The sequence below is a fragment of the Caulobacter sp. Root487D2Y genome (assembly GCF_001427165.1).
Classification (GTDB): domain Bacteria; phylum Pseudomonadota; class Alphaproteobacteria; order Caulobacterales; family Caulobacteraceae; genus Caulobacter.
On record NZ_LMFD01000009.1, the window covers coordinates 293,362 to 319,439 of the forward strand.

The 26,078-nt window shown below is 67.9% G+C and carries 19 protein-coding genes, 2 tRNA genes and 1 pseudogene; 13 read left to right on the forward strand and 9 right to left on the reverse strand.

Annotated features, from left to right (window positions below):
- Positions 1-33: 33 nt before the first annotated feature.
- Positions 34-1,047, forward strand: a complete 1,014-nt coding sequence (locus ASD38_RS08930; protein ID WP_056441953.1) for a nucleotidyltransferase family protein — start codon at positions 34-36, stop codon at positions 1,045-1,047.
- A gap of 123 nt (positions 1,048-1,170) precedes the next feature.
- Positions 1,171-1,620, forward strand: a complete 450-nt coding sequence (locus ASD38_RS08935; protein WP_056441956.1) for a MaoC family dehydratase — start codon at positions 1,171-1,173, stop codon at positions 1,618-1,620.
- Positions 1,621-1,775: 155 nt separating this feature from the next.
- On the opposite strand, the gene ASD38_RS08940 is transcribed toward ASD38_RS08935, so the two are convergent.
- A complete protein-coding gene (locus tag ASD38_RS08940; protein WP_056459375.1) occupies positions 1,776-2,558 on the reverse strand; it encodes a helix-turn-helix domain-containing protein in 783 nt (260 codons plus the stop codon).
- A 118-nt stretch (positions 2,559-2,676) separates the two neighbouring features.
- On the opposite strand from ASD38_RS08940, the gene ASD38_RS08945 reads away from it, so the two are divergent.
- Entirely contained in the window at positions 2,677-3,612 is a 936-nt protein-coding gene (locus ASD38_RS08945) for an alpha/beta fold hydrolase (protein ID WP_082560710.1), read from the forward strand.
- A 64-nt stretch (positions 3,613-3,676) separates the two neighbouring features.
- On the opposite strand, the pseudogene ASD38_RS08950 reads toward ASD38_RS08945, so the two are convergent.
- Positions 3,677-3,864, reverse strand: a pseudogene (locus ASD38_RS08950) (CsbD family protein).
- 89 nt (positions 3,865-3,953) lie between these two features.
- Positions 3,954-4,808 (reverse strand): trypsin-like serine peptidase, encoded by an 855-nt coding sequence (locus ASD38_RS08955; RefSeq protein WP_056441966.1) that lies wholly within the window; start codon positions 4,806-4,808, stop codon positions 3,954-3,956.
- A 195-nt stretch (positions 4,809-5,003) separates the two neighbouring features.
- On the opposite strand from ASD38_RS08955, the gene ASD38_RS08960 reads away from it, so the two are divergent.
- From ASD38_RS08960 to ASD38_RS08975, 4 genes are all read left to right on the forward strand, one after another.
- The gene (locus ASD38_RS08960; protein ID WP_442857022.1) at positions 5,004-7,121 is read left to right on the forward strand and encodes a S9 family peptidase; all 2,118 of its coding nucleotides are present in this window, start codon (positions 5,004-5,006) and stop codon (positions 7,119-7,121) included.
- A gap of 139 nt (positions 7,122-7,260) precedes the next feature.
- Positions 7,261-7,812, forward strand: coding sequence for a GNAT family N-acetyltransferase (locus tag ASD38_RS08965; RefSeq protein WP_056459383.1), 552 nt, complete (start codon positions 7,261-7,263; stop codon positions 7,810-7,812).
- A gap of 55 nt (positions 7,813-7,867) precedes the next feature.
- The gene (locus ASD38_RS08970; RefSeq protein ID WP_056459385.1) at positions 7,868-8,218 is read left to right on the forward strand and encodes a hypothetical protein; all 351 of its coding nucleotides are present in this window, start codon (positions 7,868-7,870) and stop codon (positions 8,216-8,218) included.
- A 59-nt stretch (positions 8,219-8,277) separates the two neighbouring features.
- The gene (locus ASD38_RS08975; protein WP_056459388.1) at positions 8,278-9,612 is read left to right on the forward strand and encodes a hypothetical protein; all 1,335 of its coding nucleotides are present in this window, start codon (positions 8,278-8,280) and stop codon (positions 9,610-9,612) included.
- 130 nt (positions 9,613-9,742) lie between these two features.
- Here the strand turns inward: ASD38_RS08975 and ASD38_RS08980 are convergent, their stop codons facing one another.
- Together ASD38_RS08980 and ASD38_RS08985 are read right to left on the reverse strand one after the other, a co-directional pair.
- Positions 9,743-10,171 carry a MucR family transcriptional regulator gene (locus tag ASD38_RS08980; protein WP_012285398.1) on the reverse strand — a complete coding sequence of 143 codons (429 nt, stop codon included), beginning with the start codon at positions 10,169-10,171 and terminating at the stop codon, positions 9,743-9,745.
- 587 nt (positions 10,172-10,758) lie between these two features.
- A tRNA-Gln gene (locus tag ASD38_RS08985) sits at positions 10,759-10,832 on the reverse strand.
- Between the two features lie 150 nt (positions 10,833-10,982).
- Here ASD38_RS08985 and ASD38_RS08990 point away from each other — a divergent pair.
- Both ASD38_RS08990 and sppA read left to right on the forward strand, forming a co-directional pair.
- Positions 10,983-11,059: transfer RNA gene (locus ASD38_RS08990), tRNA-Pro, on the forward strand.
- A gap of 178 nt (positions 11,060-11,237) precedes the next feature.
- Positions 11,238-13,025: a signal peptide peptidase SppA gene (sppA, locus tag ASD38_RS08995; RefSeq protein WP_056441981.1), complete on the forward strand. Its 1,788-nt coding sequence runs from the start codon at positions 11,238-11,240 to the stop codon at positions 13,023-13,025.
- Positions 13,026-13,843: 818 nt separating this feature from the next.
- Here the strand turns inward: sppA and ASD38_RS09000 are convergent.
- Entirely contained in the window at positions 13,844-17,014 is a 3,171-nt protein-coding gene (locus ASD38_RS09000) for a TonB-dependent receptor (protein ID WP_056442450.1), read from the reverse strand.
- 619 nt (positions 17,015-17,633) lie between these two features.
- On the opposite strand from ASD38_RS09000, the gene ASD38_RS09005 reads away from it, so the two are divergent.
- The gene (locus tag ASD38_RS09005; RefSeq protein ID WP_056459390.1) at positions 17,634-18,044 is read left to right on the forward strand and encodes a TIGR01244 family sulfur transferase; all 411 of its coding nucleotides are present in this window, start codon (positions 17,634-17,636) and stop codon (positions 18,042-18,044) included.
- A 7-nt stretch (positions 18,045-18,051) separates the two neighbouring features.
- On the opposite strand, the gene ASD38_RS23815 is transcribed toward ASD38_RS09005, so the two are convergent.
- On the reverse strand, positions 18,052-18,204 hold the full coding sequence (locus tag ASD38_RS23815) for a hypothetical protein (RefSeq protein WP_156390625.1): 153 nt from the start codon (positions 18,202-18,204) through the stop codon (positions 18,052-18,054).
- 99 nt (positions 18,205-18,303) lie between these two features.
- Here ASD38_RS23815 and ASD38_RS09010 point away from each other — a divergent pair, with 99 nt between their 5' ends.
- Entirely contained in the window at positions 18,304-19,197 is an 894-nt protein-coding gene (locus tag ASD38_RS09010; RefSeq protein WP_056459394.1) for an MBL fold metallo-hydrolase, read from the forward strand.
- Positions 19,198-19,201: 4 nt separating this feature from the next.
- Here ASD38_RS09010 and ASD38_RS09015 read toward each other — a convergent pair whose 3' ends face one another.
- Entirely contained in the window at positions 19,202-22,117 is a 2,916-nt protein-coding gene (locus ASD38_RS09015; protein WP_056459398.1) for a long-chain-fatty-acid--CoA ligase, read from the reverse strand.
- 189 nt (positions 22,118-22,306) lie between these two features.
- Here ASD38_RS09015 and ASD38_RS09020 point away from each other — a divergent pair, with 189 nt between their 5' ends.
- Together ASD38_RS09020 and ASD38_RS09025 are read left to right on the forward strand one after the other, a co-directional pair.
- Positions 22,307-24,112 (forward strand): response regulator, encoded by a 1,806-nt coding sequence (locus tag ASD38_RS09020; protein WP_327020111.1) that lies wholly within the window; start codon positions 22,307-22,309, stop codon positions 24,110-24,112.
- 84 nt (positions 24,113-24,196) lie between these two features.
- On the forward strand, positions 24,197-24,538 hold the full coding sequence (locus tag ASD38_RS09025) for a VOC family protein (protein WP_056441993.1): 342 nt from the start codon (positions 24,197-24,199) through the stop codon (positions 24,536-24,538).
- Positions 24,539-24,544: 6 nt separating this feature from the next.
- On the opposite strand, the gene ASD38_RS09030 is transcribed toward ASD38_RS09025, so the two are convergent.
- Positions 24,545-26,044 carry a bifunctional aminoglycoside phosphotransferase/ATP-binding protein gene (locus ASD38_RS09030; RefSeq protein WP_056459401.1) on the reverse strand — a complete coding sequence of 500 codons (1,500 nt, stop codon included), beginning with the start codon at positions 26,042-26,044 and terminating at the stop codon, positions 24,545-24,547.
- Positions 26,045-26,078 lie beyond the last annotated feature (34 nt).

Genomic DNA, 26,078 nt, shown 5'->3' on the forward strand with positions numbered 1-26,078 from the left:
GTTTTGCCACCATATTATGAAAATGGTGGCAACTTGACAATCCAACGGCTTCCCCTGGCGATCCATACGAATGTCGCCGATCTGCTCGACCAACTTCGCGTGGCGCAGATCGCGGCCTTTGGCGACGGCGCCAGCTTCCTTCGACGAGAACGGAAGGGGCGCTTCTATTGGTATGTTCGATCACGACAGGAACGCGGCGAACGCGCCGAGCGGTATCTTGGACCCGAAACGCCCGAATTGATCGCGACGATCGAAGCCGCCAAGGCCGCGAAGGTCGTGGCGGACGGCCGTCGCAGGATTGTCCGCGCGTTGCGCGGCGCTGGGCTCCATGCGCCCGACGAACGGTCGGCTCGTATTCTTCGCGCCCTGAGCACGGCGGGGGCGTTCCGCCTCCGCGCGGTCCTGGTCGGCACCGTGGCGTTTCAAACCTATGGCGCGCTGCTGGGCTTTATTTTGCCGTTCCAGGCCGTGCGCACGACCGACTTGGATATCGCCCAAGACTACGGCGTCTCGGTCGCGCTGGACGACGGCTTGGATAGCTCGCTTTTCGAGGTGCTGCGCGGCGCCGACCCAGCCTTCGCGCCGGTCCCCAAGCTCGATTCATCGAAGAGCGCGACTTATCGCACGCCGGACGGCTACGCCGTCGACGTGCTCACGACGAGTCGGGGCGACGGTGACGCCGAAACCTCAAGACTAGCCGCTCTCGACACCGATGCGACGCCGCTGAGGTTTCTCGATTTTCTGCTCCGCGATCCCGTGGACGCCGCGATCCTGCACGACGATGGGATTCTCGTTCGTGTTCCTGCCCCAGCCCGCTTCGCGGTCCACAAACTGATCGTCTCGCGCAGGCGCGACCAAGGAGATCCCAAGCGACGCAAGGATATGGAACAGGCTCAGGCGCTCATCCACGCCCTGACCCAGGACGATCCCTTCGCCCTGCGCGAAGCCTATGCCGAAGCCCGCGAGCGTGGCGAGACCTGGCGAAAACTGTTGGATGAAGCCGTCAGTCTGCTGCCGGAGACGGCGAAAGCCGCGTTGGAGGTCTGACCCGTCCAAGGGCGTCGCCGTACCCGGGAGGCGCCAACCTTCGAGGCCGAGGCTTGCCCGCCCCGCTCTCCCGTGCGACCAATCAAACAACTGTTTACAAGAAGCATGCGGGAGCAAAACGCCATGAAGGAAGTCGCCTACGCCGACATCGCCGGTCTGGTCGGCCAGGAGATCGGGGTCTCCGACTGGGTCGAGATCAGCCAGGAGCGGGTCAACCAGTTCGCCGAGGCGACAGGCGACCACCAGTGGATCCATGTCGACGTCGAGCGCGCGACCCGCGAGATCGGCGGCCCGATCGCCCACGGCTTTCTCACACTGTCGCTGATCCCGATGCTGGGGGCGGGCATCCTGCGGGTGACCGGCGTGACGCGCGGCATCAACTACGGCTGCGACAAGGTGCGGTTCACCGGCATGGTCCGGGTCGGCAAGAAGGTGCGCATGCGCCAGAAGCTGCTGGCCGTCGAGCCCAAGGCCGGCGGCCTGCAGATGAAGAACGAATGCACCATCGAGATCGAGGGCGAGGAGCGCCCCGCCTGCGTGGCCGAGACGATCTCGATCATCTACGGGGCCTAAGCCTGATCGACATCCAGGCTCGGTGCGTGGTCCTCGTCCTTCGACAAGCTCAGGATGAGGACCATTTACAAATCCGAGCCGTGGAAAAACCTCATCCTGAGCTTGTCGAAGGACGAGGTTTTCACCCAGACGGTGAAGGCCAATGCGCCTAAGCCTCACCCGCCCGCCATGGTCCGCAGAGCGGCGGCCGTGGCGGGGTCGGCGGGCAGGAAGGTCTCGATGGCCAGCTCGGCCACCGTCACATCCAGCGGCGCGCCGAAGGTCATGGTGGCGCTGAGGAACGACAGCTCGCCCGCCGCCGTCTTCAGCCGAAGGGGCGCGGCGATCGCCCCGTCGCCGGCGCGCGGATGGGCCTCGCCGCCGGGATAGGCGGCCAGCTCCCTGATCAGGTCGGCCAGCTCGGCGTCGCCGCTCTCGGCCAGCTGCCGGCGCAGGCGCGACAGGATGTGGCCGCGCCATTCGGCCAGGTTGGCGATCCGCGGCGCGACCCCGTCCGGATGCAGGCTCAGCCGCAGCACGTTGACCGGCCCCTCCAGCAGCCTGGCGTCGACCCCGGCCAGCAGCGGCGCCACGGCCGCGTTCGAGGCCAGCAGGGTCCAGCGCCGGTCGACGGCCAGGGCGGGAAACGGCATGTGGGCGTGCAGCACCGCCTCCACCGCCGTCCGCATCGCCGCCAGGCCCGGATCATCGAACGATCGCTCGGGGAACATCGGCGCGAAGCCGGCCGCCAGCAGCAGGGCGTTGCGCTCGCGCAACGGCGCCTCCAGCCGCTCGGCCAGGCGCAGCACCATGTCGCGGCTGGGCGCGGCGCGGCCGGTCTCCAGGAACGACAGGTGCCGGGTCGAGATCTCGGCCTCCAGCGCCAAGTCCATCTGGCTCAGGCGCCGCTTCTGGCGCCAGTCGCGCAGGCGCTCGCCGAAGGGGGGAACGGTGGTCATAAGGCCAGGCTAGGACCAAGCCGGCCCCTTCGCCATTACCTCCGGCGTAATCGACCAGGCTCGCGGCCGCTCCGATGCTGAGGAGGCTCGAACGACGAGCGCCTCGCCGGAGATCGCCATGACCGCTCTCGCTCACCAGCCCAGCCGCCGGACCCTGACCCTGCTGACCGGCCTCGGCGCCGCCCTGACCGCCGCCGGCCCGTCGACCGCCGCGCCGCGCCCGGCCCCCGCTCCCGCCGCCGCGCGAAGCGGAATCGTGGCCCGCGACGGCGCGCGCCTGTTCCACCGCGACTGGGGCGAGGGCCGGCCGGTGGTGTTCCTGGCCGGCTGGGGCCTGCCCTCGGAGGCCTGGGCCTATCAGGCCGCCGCCCTGTCGGACCAGGGCCTGCGCTGCATCGCCTATGACCGCCGGGGCCACGGCCGCTCGGACGCGCCGGGACGCGGCTACGACTACGACACCCTGGCCGACGACCTGGCCGCCGTGCTCGACACCCTGGATCTGAAGGACGTCGTGCTGGTCGGCCATTCGATGGCGGGCGGCGAGATCACCCGCTACCTGACCCGCCACGGCGACGCGCGGATCGCCAAGGTGCTGCTCCTGGCGCCGATGGGCCCCTGTCCGGCGCGCCGCCCCGACAATCCCGACGGCCTCGATCCGGCAATGTTCGAGCAATTTCGCCAGAACGTGCTGCTGCGTGACTATCCGCGCTGGCTGGAGACCAACAGCGGCCCGTTCCTGACCCCGACCACCTCGCCGGAAATGAAGGACTGGATCCGGGGCATGATGCTGGGCACGTCGATGAAGGCCCTGGTCGAGTGCAACCGCTCGGCCACGGCCATGGACCTGCGCGCCGAGTTGAAGACGATCCGGATTCCGACCTTGATCATCCAGGGCGACCGCGACGCCTCGACGCCCCTGGAGGTCAGCGGCCGTCGCTATGCGGCCCTCGTGCCCGCCGCGCGGCTGATCGTCTACGAGGGCGCGCCGCACGGCCTGATGTTCACCCACATCGAGCGGCTGAACGCCGACATCCTGGCCTTCGCCCAGAGCTGACCCCGCCGTGAAACGACAGAGGCCGCGGGATCGCTCCCGCGGCCTCTGTTTCGTCAGTTCCGCCTCAAGCTAGCGCTTGATCGCGTCGCCGATCTTGTCCTGGGCCTGGCCGACCTTGTTCTGAACGTCGCCCTTGGCCTTCTGGGCCGCGCCTTCGGCTTCGAGGCGTTCGTTGTCGGTCGCCTTGCCGGCGGCTTCCTTGACCGCGCCGATGCCCTTGTCGACGGCGCCTTCCACTCGGTTGGTGCTCATGGTTTCGCTCCTGCTGAATTTGAACTCCCCCTAGAAACGGGAAGGTCCGGAGCGAGGTTCCTGTGTCGCCTATCCTACAGTGAGGCGGCCTACCGGCCGACCGCCATGGCGGTGGCGGACACCGCCGCGGCGGCCTGGCTCGCCGCCTGGCTGGAGGGTTCGATCGGCTTGGCGGGTCTGGCCTGGATCACCGGCGGACCGGCCGTCTTGTCCAGCAACGAGACCGTCTCGCGGATGTACTTGGCGTGGGTCACGATGCCGATTTCCAGGCGCTCGCCCGATAGCTCGACCTGCTGGGTCAGCATGCCGGCCACGAACTGCACCTCCTGGCTTTCGGTCGACCCCGGTCGACGGCGCGCGCCCTCGGCCATGAACACCGGCCCGCCCGAATTGCCGGGGAACACCGAGAAGTCCATCAGGAAGGTCGGAAACACGCTGGCCGGGGCCAGCGGATAGGACGCCACCCGGCCCGAACGCAGGATCGGGAAGCCGGCCGGGTTGGCCGACAGGCCGCGCGGAAAGCCCAGGGCCATCATCTCGTCGCCGGGGCCCAGGCCGTACTTGTTGAAGGTGTCGTCCTGGGCCAGCCAGGCCAGGGGAATGGCCGCCTTGGTGAACTCCGGCGGGGCCTCGACCTCGATGGCGGCGATGTCGCGGGTGGGATGCTTGACCCACAGGGCGTGGTCGCCGTCGCGGATCTTCAGGGTGTGGGGATCATAGCGCCAGACGCCGTCGGCGCTCTGGATGCGATAGCCGATCTTGGCCGAGACGCCGGGCATCTTGTCGAAGACGTGGGCGGCGGTGACCAGGATGGTGCGGGGGCGGCCGTCGGGAGTGGGATCCTCGATCAGGAAGCCGGTGCCGACCGTCCGTGATCCGTCGCCGAGCGGCTGTTCAAGCTGCACGGTCGCTTGGATCAGGTCGACCGACAGGTCCCAAGCCATCTATGCCCTCACGCCCCCGGATTCACGCTACGCGAGGGTCAGTTTGACCAGCGCCGTCTAGGCGCACAAGTTGGCGTTCTGACGCATCAGGGGGAAAAACTCACCATGAACCGGCGCAAAATGATGACGAGCGCGGCCGCTGTCATTACGTCGGTGTCGGTGATCCCCCCCGAGAACGCCTTATCCGAGAGCATGATGCCAGAGTCTCCCCCGCCTGTCGCGCCAGTCGCTCAGAAGATCCCCAAACGCACCGAGCAGTTGGGCCGCGTTCGCGTCGACGACTACGCCTGGATGAAGGACGACAACTGGCAGAAGGTCCTGCGCGATCCGACCCTGATCAAGCCGGAGGTCAAGGACCACCTGACCGCCGAGAACGCCTATGTGAAGGCCATGCTGGCCTCGACCGAAGGCCTGCAGGCGGCGATGTTCGAGGAGATGAAGGGCCGCATCAAGGAGGACGACGCCTCCGTCCCCGCCCCCGACGGCCCGTTCGAATACTATTCGCGCTTCAACATCGGCGGCCAGCATCCGATCTTCGCGCGCCGGCCGAAGGGCCAAGGGGGCGCCAAGGCGGACGGCGAGGAGATCCTGCTCGACTGCGACGCCCTGGCCAAGGGCAAGGCCTACAGCCAGGTCAGCGCCGCCGACCACAGCCCCGACCACAAGCTGTTCGCCTACGCCGAGGACGCCCAGGGGTCGGAGGTCCACCACATCTATGTGAAGGACCTGGCCACCGGCGAGGTCCTGAAGGAGCCCGTCGAGAGCAGCACCGGCGACTTCGCCTGGTCGCCCGACTCCCAATGGCTGTTCTGGACCCACCGCGACGACAACGGCCGATCGGACAAGATCTACCGGCGCCCCGCGCGGGGCGGGCTGAAGGACGACGTGCTGGTCTATGACGAGCCGGACGAAGGCTTCTTCGTCAGCGTCGGCACGACCGGTTCGGACGCCTTCATCACCATCAGCGCCGGCGACCACGAGACGTCCGAGGCCCTGCTGATCCCGGCCTCGGACCCCACCGCCGAACCGACCGTGGTCGAGCCGCGCACCGTGGGCCTGCGCTATTTTATCGAGCACTGGGACGGCCGTTTCGTCATCCTGACCAACGCCGACGGGGCCATCGACTTCAAGCTGGTCGAAGCGCCGATCGCCACGCCCGGCCGCGCCCACTGGAAGGACTTCGTCCCGCACAAGCCCGGTCACTTCATCACGGGTCTGGCCGCCTACAAGAATCACCTGGTCCGCGTCGAGCGGGTCAACGCCAACACCCGCATCGTCATCACCGACCGCGCCACCAAGGCCGAGAAGCCGATCGTCATAGACGAGGAGGCCTATGTCTTGAGCCTGGAAGACGGCTACGAGTTCGACACCCCGGTGGTGCGCTATGTCTACCAGTCGCCGACCACGCCCCGGCAGTGGTTCGACTACGACATGGCCACCGGCGAGAAGGTCCTGCGCAAGACCCAGGAGATCCCCTCGGGCCACGACCCGGCCGCCTATGTCACCCGGCGGCTCTACGCCGAGGCCCCCGACGGCGCGCAGGTTCCGATCACCGTGCTGATGAAGAAGGGCGTGGCCCTGGACGGCCAGGCGCCGCTGCTGCTGTACGGCTATGGCAGCTACGGCATGTCGATGGATCCGTCGTTCTCGATCCGCAACCTCAGCCTGGTCGACCGCGGCTGGATCTGGGCGACGGCCCATATCCGCGGCGGTTCGGAGAAGGGCTACGGCTGGTTCCTGGACGGCCGCAAGGACAAGAAGAAGAACACGTTCACCGACTTCATCGCCTGCGCCGAGCACCTGCACGCGGCCGGCTACGGCGCGGCGGGCCGCACGGTGGCCTATGGCGGCTCGGCCGGCGGCATGCTGATGGGGGCGATCACCAACCTGCGGCCCGACCTGTGGTCCGGGATCATCGGAGCGGTGCCGTTCGTCGACGTGCTCAACACCATGAGCGACATCTCCCTGCCCCTGACCCCGCCGGAATGGCCCGAATGGGGCAATCCGTTGGAGGACAAGGACGCCTACGACTACATCGCCAGCTATTCGCCGTATGACAACGTCACGGCCAAGCCCTATCCGGCCGTGCTGGCGACCGGCGGCCTGTCGGACCCGCGCGTCACCTACTGGGAGCCGGAGAAGTGGACGGCCCGGCTGCGCGAACACACCACCAGCGGCGCCCCGATCCTGCTCAAGATCAACATGGAAGCCGGCCACGGCGGGGCTTCGGGACGGTTCGACTTCCTCAAGGAGATCGCCCTGGACTATGCGTTCGCCGTGTGGGCGGTCGACAAGGGATGGGCCAAGGCGTGATGGGTGTGGCGTTGAAGAACAAGGCCCTCCCCCTGTGGGGGAGGCGGCGCGCAGCGCCGGTGGGGGGATACGTCGGGCGTTCGATCACTCCCCCCTCCGTCGGCTGCGCCGACACCTCCCCCATGGGGGGAGGACTTTGATGAGCGTCACCATCCGCCCCTCCACCGACGCGGACCTGGCGGCGATCACCGCCATCTACGGCTGGAACGTCCTCAACGGCCTGGGCACCTTCGAGGAGGTTCCGCCGGACGAGGCTGAGATGGGCCGCCGCCGCGCGGCCTTCCTGGCCAAGGGCCTGCCCTATCTGGTCGCAGAACAGGACGGGACGGTGCTGGGCTACGCCTATGCCGGCCCGTTCCGCCTGCGCGCCGCCTATCGCTACACGGTCGAGGACAGCGTCTATGTCGGCCCCGACGCCGTGGGCAAGGGCGTGGGCAAGGCGTTGCTGTCGGCCGTGATCGAGATCTGCGAGGCCCAGGGCCTGCGCCAGATGTGCGCGGTGATCGGCGACAGCGGCAACGCCGCCTCGATCGGCCTGCACACGGCGCTGGGCTTCGAGCAAAAGGGCGTTTTCCCCGACATGGGCTACAAGTTCGGCCGCTGGGTGGATCTGGTCTGGATGCAGCGCCCGCTGAACGGCGGCGGTTCGCGCGAACCGGACGCGCCGGGGATGGAGTTGCGCGGGGTCTAGGAAGATGACGACGATGCAACTTGCTCCGCCGTCATCACCTGCCTAGGGTCCCGCCATGCGCGGCCTTCGCACCCTGATGCTGATCCTGCTGGCGGCGGTGTTCGCCGTTGGCGGACCGCTGCGCGCCCTGCCCGCCCATGCCGACGGCGCTCCGCCCTGTCACGAGATGGCGGCGGACATGGGCGAAATGGCGGGCATGACCCACGACAAGGCGCCGGCGCACAAGCCCAAGCCCGACGCCCTGGCCATGAGCTGCTGCGCCGGCTGCCTGCCCGCCGCCGTCCGCGACATCGCTCCGGCCGCGGCGCCGGGCGCGGCCGTCCGCATCGCCTTCGCCTCGCTCAGCCAAGCCGTCGACGGCCTGAGCCCGGCGCCGGAACACGGCCCTCCAAGACCCCTCGCCTGAAGCCTTCCGCGCGGCCGCCGCGTGGATCATTGTTTCCTTGCTTCAGAAAGGTCGGTCCGATGACCACCAAGATCACCCGCGCCTGCCTGCTGGCCGGCGCCGCCGTCGCGGCGAGCCTGCACCTGGCCGCCCCCGCCCGAGCCCAGGACCATGCCGGCCACGACATGGGCCGGACGTCCGGCACACCGATGACCGACGCCGAAATGGCGACCATGGCCGTCGACGCTGAAACCATGGGGCCTTCCACGCCCATGCACAGCCCGCTCGGCGGCTACGGCATGAACCGCGACGCCTCCGGCACCAGCTGGCAACCCGACGCCTCGCCGATGGACGGCGTCATGGTCCACGAGGGCGGCTGGATGCTGATGGGCCACGCCCTGTTCAATGGCGTCCATGATAGCCAGGGCGGCCCCCGCGGCGACGACAAGACGTTCCTGGCCGGCATGGTCATGGGCATGGCCCAGCGCCCGCTCGGCGAGGGCACGCTGGGCTTCAAGGCCATGCTCAGCCCCGACCCGTTCATGGGCAAGAGCGGCTATCCGCTGCTGTTGGCCACCGGCGAGACGGCCGACGGCGTGAACCCGCTGGTCGACCGCCAGCACCCGCACGATCTCTTCATGGAGCTGGCGGCCAGCTACAGCCGTCCGCTGGGCGGCGGCTTCGACGGTTCCCTCTATGCCGGCCTGCCGGGCGAGCCGGCGTTCGGGCCGCCGGCCTTCATGCACCGCCAGGCGGCCATGGACAGCCCGGAGGCCCCGATCACTCACCACTGGTTCGACTCGACCCACATCACCTTCGGCGTGGTGACGGCCGGGGTGTCGCGCCAGACCTGGAAGGTCGAGGCCAGCGCCTTCCGCGGCCGCGAGCCGGACCAGAACCGCTACGACATCGAGACCGGCCGGCTGGACAGCGTCGCGACCCGCGTCTCGTGGAACCCGACGCCGAACTGGGCCCTGCAGGCCAGCTGGACGCGGATCAACAGTCCCGAGGCCCTGGAGCCCGGCGATGACGAGGCCCGCACCTCGCTCAGCGCCCTCTACGCCCGTCCGTTCGGGAACGGCGGCTCGCTCAGCGCCACCCTGGCCTGGGCCCGCAAGGACCGCATCCCCGGCGACGCCCTGCAGGCCTGGCTGTTCGAAGGCGCCGTGAAGCCCGACCCGCACTGGACCGTGTTCACCCGCGCCGAGCAGGTCGAGCAGGACGAACTGGCCGGCCATCACGGCGGCGCGGCGACCGTGCGCAAGCTGTCGGTGGGCGCGATCTACGACGTGCCGCTGTCGGACACCGTCAAGCTCGGCTTCGGCGGCCTGGCCAGCGCCTTCGACGCCCCCGCCGCGCTCGGCTACGACGATCCGACCGGCGGCATGGCGTTCGTGCGGCTGAAGATCGGCTAGCGCTCTTTGTCTTGACGCGCTTTCTTCACGCGAACCGGTTCCCGCTTCGCTCGAAGGCGACCTGGCCAAAGAAAAACCCCCGCCGTCGCCGGCGGGGGTTTTGCATTTCCAAACCTCATAAGAGGTCGGATCAGCCCTTGCGGCCGCGCGGGGCCTTGGCCTTCCGGCCGCCTTGACCCAGGCCCAGGGCCTTGGCCATGGCCGAGCGCGCTTCGCTATAGGCCGGGGCGGTGGTCGGATAGTCGTTCGGCAGACCCCACTTGGCCTTGTATTCGGCCACGGTCATGCCGTGCGTGGTCAGGTGGCGCTTCAGCGTCTTATAAGGCTTGCCGTCTTCGAAGCTGATCAGGGCGTCAGGCGTAATGCTGCGACGGATCTGAGCCGGCGTAGCCTTCGTAACCGTTTCCACGGGAGCCGCTTCAGGAGAACCAATACCAGCCAGAGCATCGTGAGTCGCTCGGATCAGGGCCGGCAAATCGGAAACCGACGTGCTGTTATTGGCCACGTAATTGGCGACGATCTCGGCAGTGAGCTCGATCAGGGTAGCCTTGTCTTCCACGAGGGTGTCTCCGGTGGGTACTTGACTTGGAAATACACCCGCCCCGTCGAAATACAAGTACTCAATCCGGGTAATCGTGCTTGCCAAGCCCTTAAGGCAAGCGAATCTTGAGAACAACGACGAGAAAATCGCCTCGCGTCTAAACCATAAGAAGCGGTCAAGGCCTCGTTAGCCGGTCCCTGAGCAGCCCTTTCAGACCGATGTTGCTCGAACAAAAGTTTCAACGTCGCAATGATTCGTGGCGTCGGCAGATCAGGCAAAGATCAGCTTTCTTCCAATGGCGCGCCTTGTCGAAGCTGGGCCTTGCCCTTGAAACACAAAGACTTGTCGCCGCCGAGCCGACTTGAGCGACGATATGTGATCACAGACGCCGTCTAGGTTTTCAAAGGCCAAGTCGCGCCGCCGGATGCTGGAAGACTTCAAGGCGCCAAACCGCGCGCGCCTCAGCTCGGCGAGCCCGCCGGCGGTCGAATCTCAGGCGTGAGACGCACGGGCTAATTTCTGTGGAAAACTGCGATTCAGCGTCAGGCCGCGGCGCGACGACCCGAGGCCGCCGAAGCGGAAGCTGATTTAGAGGAAGAAGAGAGTGGCTGGGGAACTAGGACTCGAACCTAGAATGACGGTACCAAAAACCGCAGTGTTACCATTACACCATTCCCCAGCAGGAACGGCGAGACCCTCGGGGCCCGGCGAGGCGGTGGAGATAGCGCAGGAGTCGGACGGATGCAACGTCGCTTTGAACTTCTTTTTTCGAGGTGATTTTTGTCGCTTGCGAGACCGTCGAGGCCTGTCTATAAGCCGCCCTCCAAGTCGGAGTGTGGCTCAGTCTGGTAGAGCACTGCGTTCGGGACGCAGGGGTCGCAGGTTCAAATCCTGCCACTCCGACCATTATTTTCCCGAGATTTCCAAACATACAGCCTGGCGGCGCCGCCCCTCGCGGTGTCGCTCGAGCCGCGCCCGCGCGGCGGTCATGTTCGATCCCGGAACGCCAGGTTGCGCGCTGTTCATTTGACCGCCGCGCCAGGGTCGCTACTAGCTTGCGCGACAATAGGCAGCAGGACGTCCGATGAAGCAGTTTCTCATGACCGTGGCCGGCGTTTTCGTCGGCTTGGTGTTGTTCCTTGTCGGCGTCCCCTTCCTTCTGATCGTCATGGCGGCCGGCGCGGCCCGCCCCGCCCCGGTTCCTGCCCACACCGTGCTGCAGCTGGATCTTCGCGGCGGCCTTTCCGATCAGGATTCGCAGAACCCGTTCGCGGCCTTCGGCGGCGGCGGCGGCCAGTCGGTGATGTCGATCATCGAGACGCTGCGCCGCGCCGAAACCGACGACAAGGTCAAGGCGGTGCTGGTGCGCCTGCCCGAGGGCGGCATGGCCCCGGCCTCGGCCGACGAGCTGCGCCTGGCCTTCAAGCACTTCCGCACGGTCGGCAAGAAGCCGATCTTCGCCCACAGCCAGGGCCTCTATCCTTCGGGCCTGGTCACCTCGACCTACATGCTCGGCGCGGCGGCCAGCGAGTTCTGGATGCAGCCCGACAGCTCGCTGCAGGCGACGGGCGCGTCCAGCGAGGAGATGTTCTTCAAGCGCTTCTTCGACAAGTACGACGTCAAGGCCGACTACGAGCAGCGCTACGAGTACAAGAACGCGGTCAATCCCTACCTCTATAGCGACTACACGCCGGCCCACCGGGAATCGACGCTGTCGTGGATGGGCTCGGTCTACACCACGGCCCTGACGACGGCCGCCCAGGACCGCAAGGTCGATCCGGCCGCCCTGATCAGGACGATCGAAGCCGGCCCCTACAGCGCCGAGGAGGCCAAGGCCAAGGGCCTGATCGACCGCGTCGGCCAGGTCAAGGAGGCCCAGGACGCCATGCTGTCGCGCGCCGGCAAGGGCGCCAAGCTGGTGGACTTCGACGACTACGTCTCGCGCGCCAAGCGTACGCCGCCCAAGGCCGGCCCGACCATCGCGGTCGTCTCGGCCGAGGGCGCGATCATGACCGGCAGCGGCGAAGGCGGTTCGCCGTTCGGCGGCGACAGCACCATCTATTCCGACCAGGTGGCCAAGGCGCTGTACGACGCCATCGACGACAAGGACGTCAAGGCGATCGTGTTCCGGGTTTCCTCGCCCGGCGGCTCGGACACGGCCTCGGAGCAGATCCTGGCCGCCGTGAAGGCCGCCAAGAAGGCCAACAAGCCGATCGTGGTCAGCATGGGCACCTACGCCGCCTCGGGCGGCTACTGGATCAGCTCGGGCGCTTCGGCGATCGTCGCCGAGCCCACCACCCTGACCGGCTCGATCGGCGTGTTCGGCGGCAAGTTCGCCCTGGGCGACGCCCTGGCGCGGTTCGGCGTCGACACCCGCCAGGTGCATGTGGGCGGCGACTATTCGGGCGCGTTCGGCACGAGCCAGGAGTTCACCCCCGACCAGCGGGCCAAGTTCGCCGCCTGGATGGACCGCATCTATGTCGGTTTCGTCGGCCGCGTGGCCGAAGGCCGCAAGCTGCCCGTCGAGCGCGTGCGCGAAATCGCCAAGGGCCGAGTCTGGACCGGCGTCCAGGCCAAGCAGCTGGGCCTGGTCGACGAGCTGGGCGGCTTCTACGAGGCCGTCGACAAGGCCAAGAGCCTGGCCGGGATCAAGGGCGAGGTGAAGCTCAAGAAGATCGGCGCCTCCAAGTCGCCGTTCGAGGCCCTGGAGAAGGCGCTGGGCGTCAGCGAGACCTCGATGCGCACCCTGGCCGCCTCGGCCTGGTTGCTGGGCGATCCGCGCTCGCAATCGATCCTGGACGAGATGGCCAAGGCCCGGCTGCGCTCGACCCCCAGCGGGGCCTCGGTGCTGGCCGAGACGCCGGTTCACTAGGCTCGGCTTTCGTTAGGCGAGGACCAAGGGCCGTCCGGGCGACCGGGCGGCCCTTTTTCGTGCCCGGTCCCCAGGGATCCAAGGCCCTCCCCCCATGGGGGGAGGCGGCCGGAGGCCGGTGGGGGGAGGTTTGGGGTCGCCGACATGGATCCGGCCATCGGCCGATCACTCCCCCCTCCGTCGGCTTCGCCGACACCTCCCCCACAGGGGGAGGGCCTTGGATGCATGGTTTCGCCGCCTCACGCGGAAGCCCGCTGAGCTGGTGGGGAGGGTGCGAAGCGCCCGGGCCTCGCCCGGATGATTTGCAGTTTTGAATACCGTTTCGACGAAGTTCAGGCGCTTCGCGCGGCCGTTATCCGGAAGCCTTCGGATCGCGGATTCTTAACCCGCTCCGATGGAGGCCCCCGACGGGCAGGACGTTGGCGCGTCCTGGACCGTGCGGGCGATTTCAGCCCGCACCTGCCGCTCTCGCCGATCCCCCGCCGCCTGGGCTTCGTCCTGTGTTGCAAGGAACCTGCCCAGAACCGTCGCGAAGGCGTCCACCGAAGGACCACCGACAAACGCTTCCCGCTCGACCACCCCCGAGGCCGCAGCGGTCGCCGTACGTGCGCCCTCCCCGTGCCTTCAGGTGGGATCATTATGCGGGCGGTTCGAAAGGGTGAGGATCAAATAGGTCCAGAAAGTTCAAGACGTTGAAATCGCTGGACCTTGCCCGCTATCCGCCGAGCATGGACGCCTCGGGATCCAGGCAAGCGCCCAAAGAAAAACGGCGGGCTCGTGAGAGCCCGCCGCCTTCCTAGTCTCAAGCGATGAACCGCTTAGAACGCCCAGTCGAAGCCGAAGCGAACCGAACGCGGCGGTTGGTAGGCCGTGACCTTCTGGTAGTCAGGGTTGTGGGACCCAACGGCGCCCGATTGTTCGCCGAACTCGTCCTTCTCGATGCCGGCGTCCAGGTTGAACACGTTGAAGATGTCGGCGCGGAGCACCAGGCCACCTTCTTCCTTGTCCATGTAGGGCAGGCTCGGGATGAACTTCGACGGCACGGTGTAGCGGGCCGACAGGTCGAAGCGGGTGACCCACTCGCCTTCGAACACCGAACCGCGGTTCGCGACCTTGCCATTGCAGAAGCGAGCGGCGGCGCCGTAGCTGCCGTTGGCGATGTCGGCGTCCGGCGTCGAGCCGGTCGGAGCGTTGCCGATGCAGCCGTACTTGCGCGGCGAGATCACCGACAGGTTGGAGCCGATCAGCAGGTCGTCGGTCACGGCGTACGAACCGAACAGCTTGATCTGATGGCCGCGGTGGTTCGGCAGCAGACCATAGGTGCCCGGGATGAACGCCAGGTGGTCGAAGTCGACGGTGATGCCGGCGTCGGTCTGACCGTTGTCCGAACGCGAAGCCCCTTCGAAGTTACCCTTCGATTCGGAGATCGTGTACGAACCCTGCAGGCCCCACTTGCCGTCGAACGCGCGTTCGAAGCTCATTTCCAGGCCGAGATATTCGCGCTTGGCCTTCGGGAACTGCATCTGCTGGGCGGTGACCGTGATCGTCTTGATCGTGGTCTCGCCCGGCAGCGGGTCGGCGAGCGTGATGTTCACGTCGCTGCCCGGATTGATGATCAGGTACTGGTGTTCACCGAACCACACGTCGGCGCAACCGGTGCCGCCGGCGTTGTTCAGAGCGTAGCCGTTGGCCGCGCACCAGTTGCGGATGCCGTAGTCCAGCAGGGCGTCTTCGCTGATCCGACCCAGATCGCGATAGGTGACGTTGACGTTGGCGGTCCACAGCTCGTTGAAGCGGTGCTGGAAGCCCAGGATGTATTCGTCCTGATAGGTCGACTTCAGGTTATGGGCCGCGATGGCGTCCGCGTCGGGCGAGGTGCCGTTGTTGCGAACGTTGCACGACTTTTGACCCACGGGAGCCGCCGAACCGACGGTCGCCGGACAGGCGACCAGGCTGCCACCTTGGATTTCCGCGCCGAGACCGGCCGCGGGCAGAGCCGTGCCAGGGGTCAGAGCACCGAAGGTCGCGCTGCCGCCAGCCGGGAGCCAGAACTCCGAGATGTCGATGGCCGGGCTGGCCGCGCGGAACGCGGTGTTGGACGCGACCGGCAGGTAGGTACGGCCGTACGAACCGTACAGCTTGTCGTTACGATCGCCGAAGACGTCGTAGGTGAAGTTGCCGCGCAGGCCGATTTCGTTGTCGAACGACGAGAACACGTTGCCGTTCGGATCGGCCACCGAGAACTGGTCCTTACGGACGCCGATGCCCAGGGTCAGGCGATCGTTGATGTCCCAGGCGTCCTGAATGTAATAGGCCTTGTTGACGCCGTCGAAGCCGCCGCCGGTCTGGAACTTGCGGCCCTCGATGTACTCTTGGCCCGCCGCGACCGCGCCGCCCAGAGCGCCAGCGGCGCCGGCCTTGCGGTAGGTGTAGTTGCGGCCGCCGTTACGCACCGAGAACTGCGTCAGGGTGGTGTTTTCGCGATCGTAACCGAAGCGGACGTGGTGGCTGCCGAACAGCTTGAAGTACAGGTCGGCGTCGGCGCGATAGAATTCGCGTTCGGCGAGCGACGGGAAGGTCGTGGCCGAGGCGTTCTGGTTGCTGATCGTGACCGCGGTGCCGATACGGGCGTCTTGGACCAGCGGTTGGCTGAAGAGGTTGCCCACCGAGGCGTTGTCGACTTCCGAACGACCGTAGGCGGCCGACAGGGTCAGCCAGTCGGTGAAGGTGCCGGTATAGCGGGCGACATAGTTCTCGCCGCCTTGATAGAGCGTATTGGCGCTGGTGCGGCCCGGCAGGATCTCATCGTTGGCCAGCAGGTAGTTGTAGCTGTCGCGCTTGCGCTTACGGCTGGTGTCGAAATAGGTCAACTCGACGTGCTGGCGGTCGGTGATGTAACCGTCCAGCTTGAAGGCGTAGAACGGGTCGGCGGTGCGGTCCTCGACATAGGTGCTCTTCGCGATGCCGGTGGTCGAGTTGGTCGCCGTGGTGGTTTCCAGGTTCTGGAAGCTGGCCAGACCGTAGAAGAACAGGTGGTCCTTGATGATCGGGCCGCCGGCTTCGACGATGAAGCTCTTGTCCGTACGATTGACCAGCGAGTTGCGGGTGATCGTGGTGTTCGGAGCCTTCTCGCGCAGGCTGTTCGGCTCGTAGTTGCCGTGGATCGCGAAGGTGAAGTCGTTCGAACCCGACTTGGTCACCGCGTTGATCACGGCGCCGGTGCCGCGGCCGAATTCGGCGGGATAGCCGCCGGTCTTCACTTCAACCGACTTGTAGAACTCGAAGGGCACCAGGGTGGCGCCGATGCCGTTCACGAAGTTGGTGATGTTCAGGCCGTTGACGAAGAACACGTTCTCGCCGATCGACGCGCCGCCGACGGCGGCTTGCGACTGACCTTGGCTGACGAAGGTGCCGACGGTGTCGCCGGGGACGGCCGACGGAGCCAGCAGCGTCAGGGCGGTCACGTTGCGGGCGATCGGGACTTGCTTGGTCAGGGTTTCGACGTCGACCACCAGACCCGTGGTGGTGCCGGCGAAGTCCAGCTGCGGGTTGGCGGTGCCGGTGACGACGACTTCCGACACTTCGGCGCCGGCTTCATTGATCGTGAAGCCGTAGTTCGAGGCGGCGCCGATGCTGACCTTGACGTTGCCGTCGCTGGTGGGCTGGAAGCCGGCCTTGTTGATCGTGACCGAATAGCCGCCCGACGGGATCAGGGCGGCGCGGAATTGACCGTCGGCGTCGGTGGTCAGGTTGCGCTCGAAGCCCTGGGCCAGCGACTTGACGACGATCGTCGCGCCGGCGACCGGGGCGCCGTTGGCGTCCTTGACGGTGCCGATCAGCGTGCCGCTCGAATAGTCCTGGGCGCTAGCCAGGGTCGGGATCGCCGTGGCGACCGCGGTCAGGGCCAGCGGCGCGGCGACGGTGGCCAGGCCGGCCAGCAGCGTCGACGTCAAAAGACGCGCGCGAGCGCCGCCCTTGGTGGAAGTCATCTTCATAATATCCCCTCTAGCATGGCGAAGCACCCCGACCGCCCGCACGCGCCCTTTTCGGGGGCGTTACGTTCGGCCTGTACGGGTTTTTGCCCCAACTCCACCACGAGAACTTAGGTGTCCCGGAAAACATTTCCCCGGTTGGGGTGACGTTAGGAGGCGCGCCGCGCGCCGGTCAATTGCCATTACCGATCCGTAATAACATCGCCCCAGGCTGTCGCATTATCGCAACACGATCGCCTCATTTCCGACGAACGCCGCTCAGATTTTCCACAAACCGATCGATAACACGGGTCTCCCCCCCCGTATCCCGTTGGGTTGAAAGGCAAATTCGCCCCATTCCCGCCACGGGCGGCCTTTCGACCAGACGCGACAATAAAACAGGTCAAAACGCCCCCCATCGTGTTGACATTCGGGAAATCACCCCAAGAAACAGCCCTGTTATCGCTATCAAATGCTGAACACTGACCATCTGCGAGAAATTCCTCCCGCGCGTCGCCCAAATTTCGGACACATTTTACCGCCACCGACCGTTGCACGGGCGCCTAAGTGTCGGGATGATGAGCAACAGTCGCCTCGGCGTGCCCCCTTCCCAGCCCTCCCCCGCGAGAGACACCCCATGACCGCGTTCCGACGTGTAACCGACTCGCTTTCGGTCAGCCCTCAGATCGCCATCGACGACCTGGGCCGCGCCGCGATCGAGGGCTTTGTTCTGGTGATCAACAATCGCCCCGACGACGAGGAGCCGGGCCAGCCCTCGAGCGCCCAGGTCGAGGCCGCGGCCCGGGCCGCGGGCCTGGACTACGTGCATATTCCGGTGCGGGGCGGGCCTACCCCTGACCAGGTCGAGGCCGTGCGCCGCGCGGTCGAGGGCGCCGAGGGACCTGTCCTGGCTTTCTGTCGTTCGGGCACGCGCTCGATCGTCACCTGGTCCCTGGGCCAGGTCGCCTCGGGCGCGGCCGATCGCGCCACCCTGGTGCGCCAGGGCGCGGACGCCGGCTACGACCTGTCGGGCGTGCTCGGCGTCTAGGGAAGACCTAGTCGTGGTGGCTGAGAACGACCCGGGCCGCCATCGCCGACGGTTCGGGCTCGCAGCTGGCCAGCACGAACTGAGCCGCGATGAGACAGAGGATGGCGAAGGCCGCGCGCTGGAGCCGTTTTGAAACAAAAATCGCGGTGTCGGCGGCCATGATCGTTACTCCGGGAGGTTTACGGACCGCTCACCGCAAGACCGGCGCCGGGGCTCTCTCCAGTCACCGCGGGGCCAGGCGCCGCAGGGAAAGGCCGACATGATCCCCTTCGTCCGCGAGATCGAGTTCGAATACGGGCGCTGCGACCAGGTCTCGCCGCTGGTCCGTCGCGTGATCGCCGACAACCCGGGGCCCTTCACCTATGTCGGCACCGGCACCTACATCGTCGGGCGCGGGACGGTGGCGGTCATCGATCCGGGCCCCGATCTCGACGGCCATCTCCAGGCGCTGCTGGCGGCGCTGGAGGGCGAGCGCGTCAGCCACATCCTGGTCACCCACCACCACAGCGACCACTCCCCCCTCGCCCGCCCGCTGCAAAAGGCGACCGGGGCGACGATCCATGGCCGCCGCGCGCCGCACCTGGCCGAACCGGATCCGGGCCTGGTGCTGGAGGCCGGCGAGGACGAGGGCTTCCGCCCCGATGTCGAGATCACCGACGGCGACGTCTTCGAAGGTCCGGGCTGGACCCTGCGGGCCGTGGCCACGCCGGGCCACACCTCCAACCACGTCTGTTTCGCCCTGAAGCAAGAGAACGCCCTGTTCTCCGGCGATCACGTGATGGGCTGGTCGACCACGGTGATCACCCCGCCCGACGGCGACATGGGCGACTATTTCGCCAGCCTGGAGAAGGTGCGGGCCCAGGGGTTCGACACCCTGTGGCCGACCCACGGCTCGCCGGTCCGCGACGTGGCGCCGTTCATCCAGGCCTATGCCGACCACCGGCGCGCCCGCGAGGCTCAGGTCCTGGCGGCCCTGGCCCAGGGGCCGACCACGATCAAGGCCATGGTCCCCACGCTCTACGCCGCCGTCGACCCGCGCCTGCACCCGGCCGCCGCCATGTCGGTGCTGGCCCATATGCTGCTGCTGGTGAAGCAAGGGCGGGTCGGCTGTGACGGCGAGCCGGGGCTGGACAGCCTGTATCGGCTGGTCTGAGGTCCTACCCCTTCACCACCGCCAGCAGGTCGCCCACCCGGCGGCAGTTGCGGCCCCGGTCGCCGCCGGCCTCGCGGCCGATCGCGCGCATGTCGACCCGCGCCCCGGCCGTATCGGGACGCACCCGCACGACCAGGTCGTCCTTCAGCCCGTACCAGAAGCTCTGGCCCGTCGCCTCCAGCCGACCGTCGATCGGATCGTCGGTAACGATCGACAGGCCGGCGGCCTGGACGGCGACCTTGGCCGCCTCGTAGGCGTCGGCCGGCGAGCGCGCGACCACCAGCGGCCGGGCGGCCGCGCAGGTCTCGGCGTTGACGTCGGCGACGCGGCGGCCGGCGAAGGCCAGCGAGCCGACCGGCAGGCTGGGGTCGGCCTCGACGGTCTGGGCCTCGCCGCCCCGGGCCGCCAGGGCGGCGTCCGACAGCATCAGCGGCGTCTTCCAGTCGGTGGAGACGTCGTGGATCGGCGGGGCGCCGCCGCCGACCGCGTTCGCCGCGACCATGGCGGCCAGGGTGGCGACGGTGATCGTCAGGGCCAGCAAGGCCTTCTTCCAGAACCGCGAGAAGCCGGCGAACAGGGCCACGATCAGACCCAGCACGCCGGTGGCGACGCCGAGCATGGCGGCCTTGGGCGCCCAGTCCAGGGCCATCTGCTGGTAACCGAGCGCCAGCGGGAACAGTCCTGACTTCACCCCCAGCGCGCCGGCCCCGACCAGCAGGGCCGGCGCCAGGGCGATCAGGATCGTCAGGTCCAGCAGGCCGGAGGTGAAGCCCCCCTTGGCCTTGTTCGCCGCCTCCGACCTGGCTTTCGCCTTGGCCTTCCCGCCCTTGCGGCTGGGAACCAGCGGCATGGCCAGCGGCGCGTCGTCGGCGGCGAAGACCGGCTCGGCATGGAAGGCGTCTTCCGGCACGGACGCGACGGCCGGCGCGGGCGCCAGCGGGCCGAGGGGGAAGTGCTCCTCCTGGCCGCGTTGCTCGAACAGCGGCTCCACCTCGGGCGCGAGAGGTGTCGCGGGGGGCGCCGCGCGGATCGGCGCCGCGACTTCTGGTTCGGGTTGGGGCTCGGGCTCGATCCTGGCTTCGGACTCGGCGTGCGCCAGGGCCTCGACGACCAACGGCTCGGGCAGGGGCGGCGGCTCCGACAGCGGGTCCTCGGGCTCGGGCGCGTAGATCCGCGTGGCCTGCGCCCCGTCGGCCGCGGCGAGGGTCGCGGCCGGGGCCTCGGGCTCGGCCGCCGCTTCGGCGGCCCCCTCCCCCGTCGGCGCCGCGGTCAGACCCGGCAGCACATAGTCCTTCATGCGCTGGCGGATCAGCTTCTTGTCGATCTTGCCGGTCGCGCCCAGCGGGATCTCGTCGACGAAGACCACGTCGTCGGGCATCCACCACTTGGCGATCTTGCCCTGCAGGAACTCCAGGAACTCTTCTTTGGTGGCGGTCTCGCCTTCCATCAGCTTGACCAGCAGGATCGGCCGCTCGTCCCACTTGGGATGCGGCACGCCGATCACCGCCGTCATCGCCGCCTTGGGATGGCCCAGGGCGATGTTCTCGATGTCGATCGAGCTGATCCACTCGCCGCCCGACTTGACCACGTCCTTGGCCCGGTCGGTGATCTGCATGAAGCCGTGGTCGTCGATGGTGGCCACGTCGCCGGTGTCGAAAAAGCCCTCGTCGTCGAGGATCTTGCCGCCGGCGCCCCGGAAATACTCGGCGGCGATGATCGGGCCGCGGATCTTCAGATTGCCGAAGCTCTTGCCGTCGTGCGGCAGGCGCCGGCCCGCGTCGTCGGTCAGCTTCAGCTCCACGCCGAACGGCGGCCGGCCCTGCTTGAGCCGGTAAGGCATCTGCTGGTCGTAGGGCAGCTTTTCCAGCGCGTCGGTCATCACCGACAGGGTGCCGACCGGCGAGGTCTCGGTCATGCCCCAGGCGTGGACCACCTCGACGTCGTAGTCGTCGTGGAAGGCGCGGATGATGTGCTCGGGGCAGGCCGCCCCGCCGATCACCACTTTCTTCAGCACCGGCAGCTTGGCGCCGGTCTCCTTCAGGTGATGCAGCAGCATCTGCCAGACCGTCGGCACGGCGGCCGAGAAGGTGACGCCCTCGGTGTCGAGCAGCTCGAAGATCGAGGCCCCGTCCATCTTGGCGCCCGGCATGACCATCTTGGCGCCGGTCCCGGGGGCCGAGAACGCCACCCCCCAGGCGTTGGCGTGGAACATCGGCACCACCGGCAGGATCACGTCCTTCTGCGACAGGCCCATCACGTCCGGTTGAAGCGTGATCAGGGTGTGCAACACGTTGGAGCGGTGCGAATAGAGCACGCCCTTGGGGTCGCCGGTCGTGCCCGAGGTGTAGCAGAGGCCCGCCGCCGTGCCCTCGTCGAAGCCGCCCCAGGCGCAGTCGGCGTGGTGCTGCTCGACCATGTCCTCGAAGCACAGCAGGCCCTTGAAGTTGGGGGCCTCGCCCGCCGGCCTGAAGTCGGCCGGCATGTGGCCGCGGTCGGTGAACAGCACCACGTGCTCGACGCTGGGCAGGTGGTGCAGGACGCCGGCGATGATCGGCAGGAAGGTTAGGTCGACGAAGATCACGCGATCGCCGGCGTGACTGGCGATCCAGGCGATCTGTTCGGGAAACAGGCGCGGGTTCAGGGTGTGGCACACCGCGCCGATGCCCATGATGCCGTACCAGGCCTCCATGTGGCGGGCGGTGTTCCAGGCCAGGGTGCCCACCCGGTCGCCCGGCTTGATCCCCATGGCCAGCAGCGCGTTGGACACTCGCTTGGCGCGGTCGCGGATCGCGCCGTAGGTCGTACGGACGATGGGCCCCTCGACCGACCGCGTGACGACTTCGCGCGCGCCATGCCACTGGGCGGCGTGGTCGATGATCTTGTCGACCGTCAAGGCCCCGTGCTGCATCAAGCCTTGCATCGGCCCCGCTCTCCCGATCTGTTATCGTTGTTCAGACAAGGCTAGCGGCGCGACGGCGACGGCGCAACGCGGCGCGCGCCCGGGGCGATCGAAACCTGATCGCGCTGATCCGTCGCAGCGCCCGTTCAGGCCACGGAAACCCCGATGGCCTATAGTCCGCGGACCCCGCGACGGACAGGCTTGTTTCAAGTGCGAAGACTGCACGCCATCTTGGCCGACGACCGGCTGGACGAAGTGGCGATGGACACCCATCGCCTGCTGCTGTCGCGGCTGATTCCAGCCTTGCTGTCGGCCGTGGTCGCCCAGCTGGCGTTGGGCGTGACCTTCGCCGCGTGCTGGCTGGCCGTGTTCCTGACGGCCGAGGGTCTGGCGCGGCTGGCGACCGGGCGGTTCAGGCCGGGAGTCCCCGGCACGCCGACGATGCGCGCCGTCTTCCTGCTGGGCGCCCTGCCGATCAACCTGACCTGGTCGTGGCTGGCGGCGATGATTTGGTTCTCGCCGCTTCCCGACATGAAGCTGGCCGCCGTCGCGGTGTGGGTCGGACAGATCGTCTACACCCAGAACTTCCGCCACCAGCCGGTCGCCCTGATCGCGGTCTCCGCCTTCGCGCCGATGGTCAGCCTGATCGTCTTCCCGCTGTTCTTCCTCCCCGGTCAGGGCGTGGGCCCCAACATCGCCCGCTGGGGCCTGGTCTTGGTCGTCGCCACGACGCTGAACGTCATGCTGGCCAACCGCGCCGCCGCCAACCGGATGGACGCCCTCACCCGCGGCCTGCGCGAGGAACGCGAGCGGGCCCTGGAGGCCAACCGCGCCAAGTCGACCTTCGTGGCCGTCACCAGCCACGAGCTGCGCACGCCGATGAACGGCCTGCTGGGCATGGCCTACGCCCTGGACCGCACCAACCTCAACGAGGCCCAGCGCCGCCACGTGCGCCTGATGATCAAGTCGGGCGACAGCCTGATGCAGGTGCTCAACGACGTGCTGGACCTGTCGAAGATCGAGGCCGGCAAGGTCGACCTGGACCACGTGGCCGTCAATCTGCACGACCTGGTCCGCGCGGCCGGCGACGCCTGGCGCGACGCCGCCGCCGAGAAGGGCTTGTGGCTGCGCGCGGAGATCGACCCGTCCGCGCCCGCCTGGATCCTGGCCGACCCCCAGCGCATCCGCCAGGTGCTGATGAACCTGATCTCCAACGGCCTGAAGTTCACCAGCAAGGGCGGGGTGACGATCCAGCTGCTGGCGCCGCCGCCGGAATCGTCGCGGCCCCTGTCCTCGACGGCCGACGGCGCGTGCGAGATCCGGTTGCGGGTGGTCGACACCGGCGTCGGCGTCGACGCCGATGTCCACGACCGCATCTTCGAAAGCTTCACCCAGGCCGACAACGCCGTCTCGCGCAGCCACGGCGGCACGGGTCTGGGCCTGACGATCTCGCGGGCCCTGGCCCATCAGATGGACGGCGACCTGGTCCTGGAAAACGGTGACCTGAAAAAGGGAGGGGGCGGCGCGGCGTTCGTCTTCACCCTTCGCGCCGTTCCGATCGCGCCCCCCGCCGTGACGGCCGAAGAGGTCGAGGGTCAGGACACGCCGGACCTCGACACCCTGCGGATCCTGATGGCCGAGGACAACGCCATCAACCAGGTGGTGGTGCGCACCATGCTGGAAGCCACCGGCGTGGCCCTGACCATCGTCGACGACGGCCAGGCGGCCCTGACCGCCCTGAGGGCGGACGCGTTCGACGCGGTGCTGATGGACATCAACATGCCGGTGATGGACGGCATCACCGCCCTGAACGCCATCCGGGCCGGCGTGGCGGGCGATCCGGCGATCCCGGTCATCGCCCTGACCGCCTCGGCCATGTCGGGCGACCGCGAACGCTTCCTGGCCATGGGTTTCGACGACCACCTGGGCAAGCCGATCCGGCCGGCCGACCTGCTGTCGTCGATCTGCTCGGCCGTGCGGCCGAAAGACCGCTGCACCAAGGCGGCCCGGTCGTAGCGCCGTTTCCAGCGCAATGGCGCTTGCAAAAATAAATCCCAGCCGATCCCTTCCAGCCTCTGATTGTCGCGTTGGGAGCCGCCGTTGAAACTCGATCTGAAGCGCATCGTGGTCTTTACGGCCGACGTGCCGGGCCTTGCCCGTTTCTACCAGGACGTCATCGGTCTCGCCGTGTGCGGTCGGGAAGACGGATGGGTCGAGTTCGACGCGGGCGCCTGCCGCCTGGCGCTCCACCATGGGAAACCGGTCGTGGGTCAGCGCCCGCCCAAGCTGGTGTTCTTCGCCGCCGACGTCGCCGCCGCCAAAGCCATGCTGCAACGGCGCGGGGCTGTCGTGCTGGGTCCGGTCAAGTCCACGAGCACCTTCGACATGTGCGACGGCAAGGATCCGGACGGCAATCCGTTTCAGATCTCGAGCCGAGGCTAGCCGCCCCTACCCCATCGACTCCGCCAGGGCTCGGGCTTCATCCTCGAAGGCGCTGACCGTGTCGACCCGGCGCCAGGCGATGTCGCCGGTGTCGCGGGACAGCTGGCTTTCCAGCACGGCGACGTCGGCGTCCGAGGCGTCGTTGACGCGGGCGGCGACGCGGGCGCGCAGCACCTCGGGCGGCGCCTCCAGCCAGACGCCCTGGAACGCCACGTCGACGTCCTTGGCCAGGGCCTCGGCGCGGGCCCGCTGCTCGGGTTTCAGGAACACCGCGTCGACCACCACCGAGCGGCCGGCGGCCAGGGTCAGGGCCGCGTCGCGGAACAGCTCGCCATAGACCCGCTCGCTCATTTCCGGCGTGTAGGCTTCCTTGGGCAGGCGCTGCAGCGAGGGCACGCCGCACAGGCGCTTGCGGATCTCGTCGGTGCGCAGGACCACCGCCCCCGGGGCCGCGCCCAGGCCGGGCGCGCAGACCCGGGCGAAGGTCGACTTGCCCGAACCCGAGAAGCCGCCGGTCGCCACCAGGCTGACCGGCTTGGGGGCCAGGTGCTCCAGCGCCGTGGCCAGATAGGCCCGCGCGGCCTCGTCGTCGTTGCTGTAGGCCCAGACGTGGGTGCGCACCGCGGCGCGGACGCTGAGCATCAGCGGCAAAGCCGCAAGGCCTGTCCACAGGCCTTCGCCAAAAGTGCGGGCGGCCTCGTCCAGATAGGCGTTCAGCACCCTGCCGGCCGCGTCGCGGCGACGGCGGAAGTCCAGGTCCATCAGCAGGAAGGCCAGGTCGTACTGGATGTCGATGTCCGACAGCGAGTCGTTGAACTCGATGCAGTCGAACAGGATCGGCTTGCCGTCCTCGACCAGGATGTTGCCCAGGTGCAGGTCGCCGTGGCAGTGCCGCGCGAAGCCCTGCCCCGCCCGTTCGTTCAGCAGCGGACCCAGGCGCTCCAGCGCCAGGTCCGTCTCGGCGATCAGCCGCTCGACGGCCTGGGCGCCCAGCCGCGGGGCCAGGCCGCGCAGCAGGTTGGCGTTCGAGGCGATCGTGTAGCCCAGGGCCCCGACCCCGCCGCCCTTCGGCCGCAGCGGCGCCCCGGCGTGGAACTGGGCGATGGTCCGGCCCAGGGATTCCTCCAGCGCGTCGTCGATGGCCCAAGGCTGCTGGGCCAGCACGCCCTGCTCGTCGAAGCGGCGCATCTCCAGCAGGTACTCGACGATCTCGCCGGGCCCATCCATCTCGACTCCACCCGCCTCGGTCCGGGTCAGGCGGCGCACGGCGCGATAGATGTCGGGCGCGGCGGCGCGATTGAAGCTCAGCTCGCGCTCCAGCGACCAGCGGCGCAGCTCCAGGGTCGAGTAGTCCAGAAAGCCGAAATTGACCGGACGCTTGACCTTCCAGGCCGCCTCGCCGACCAGGAAAACCCGGGCGCAGGAGGTCTCGATCACCCGATCGGCCCGCTCGCCCATCCAGGCGGCCACTTCCTGCTCGCGAACCGTCTCCGCGTCCTTGATCACGCCCCAACCTCTTCAAACACGCCGGAATTCGGGG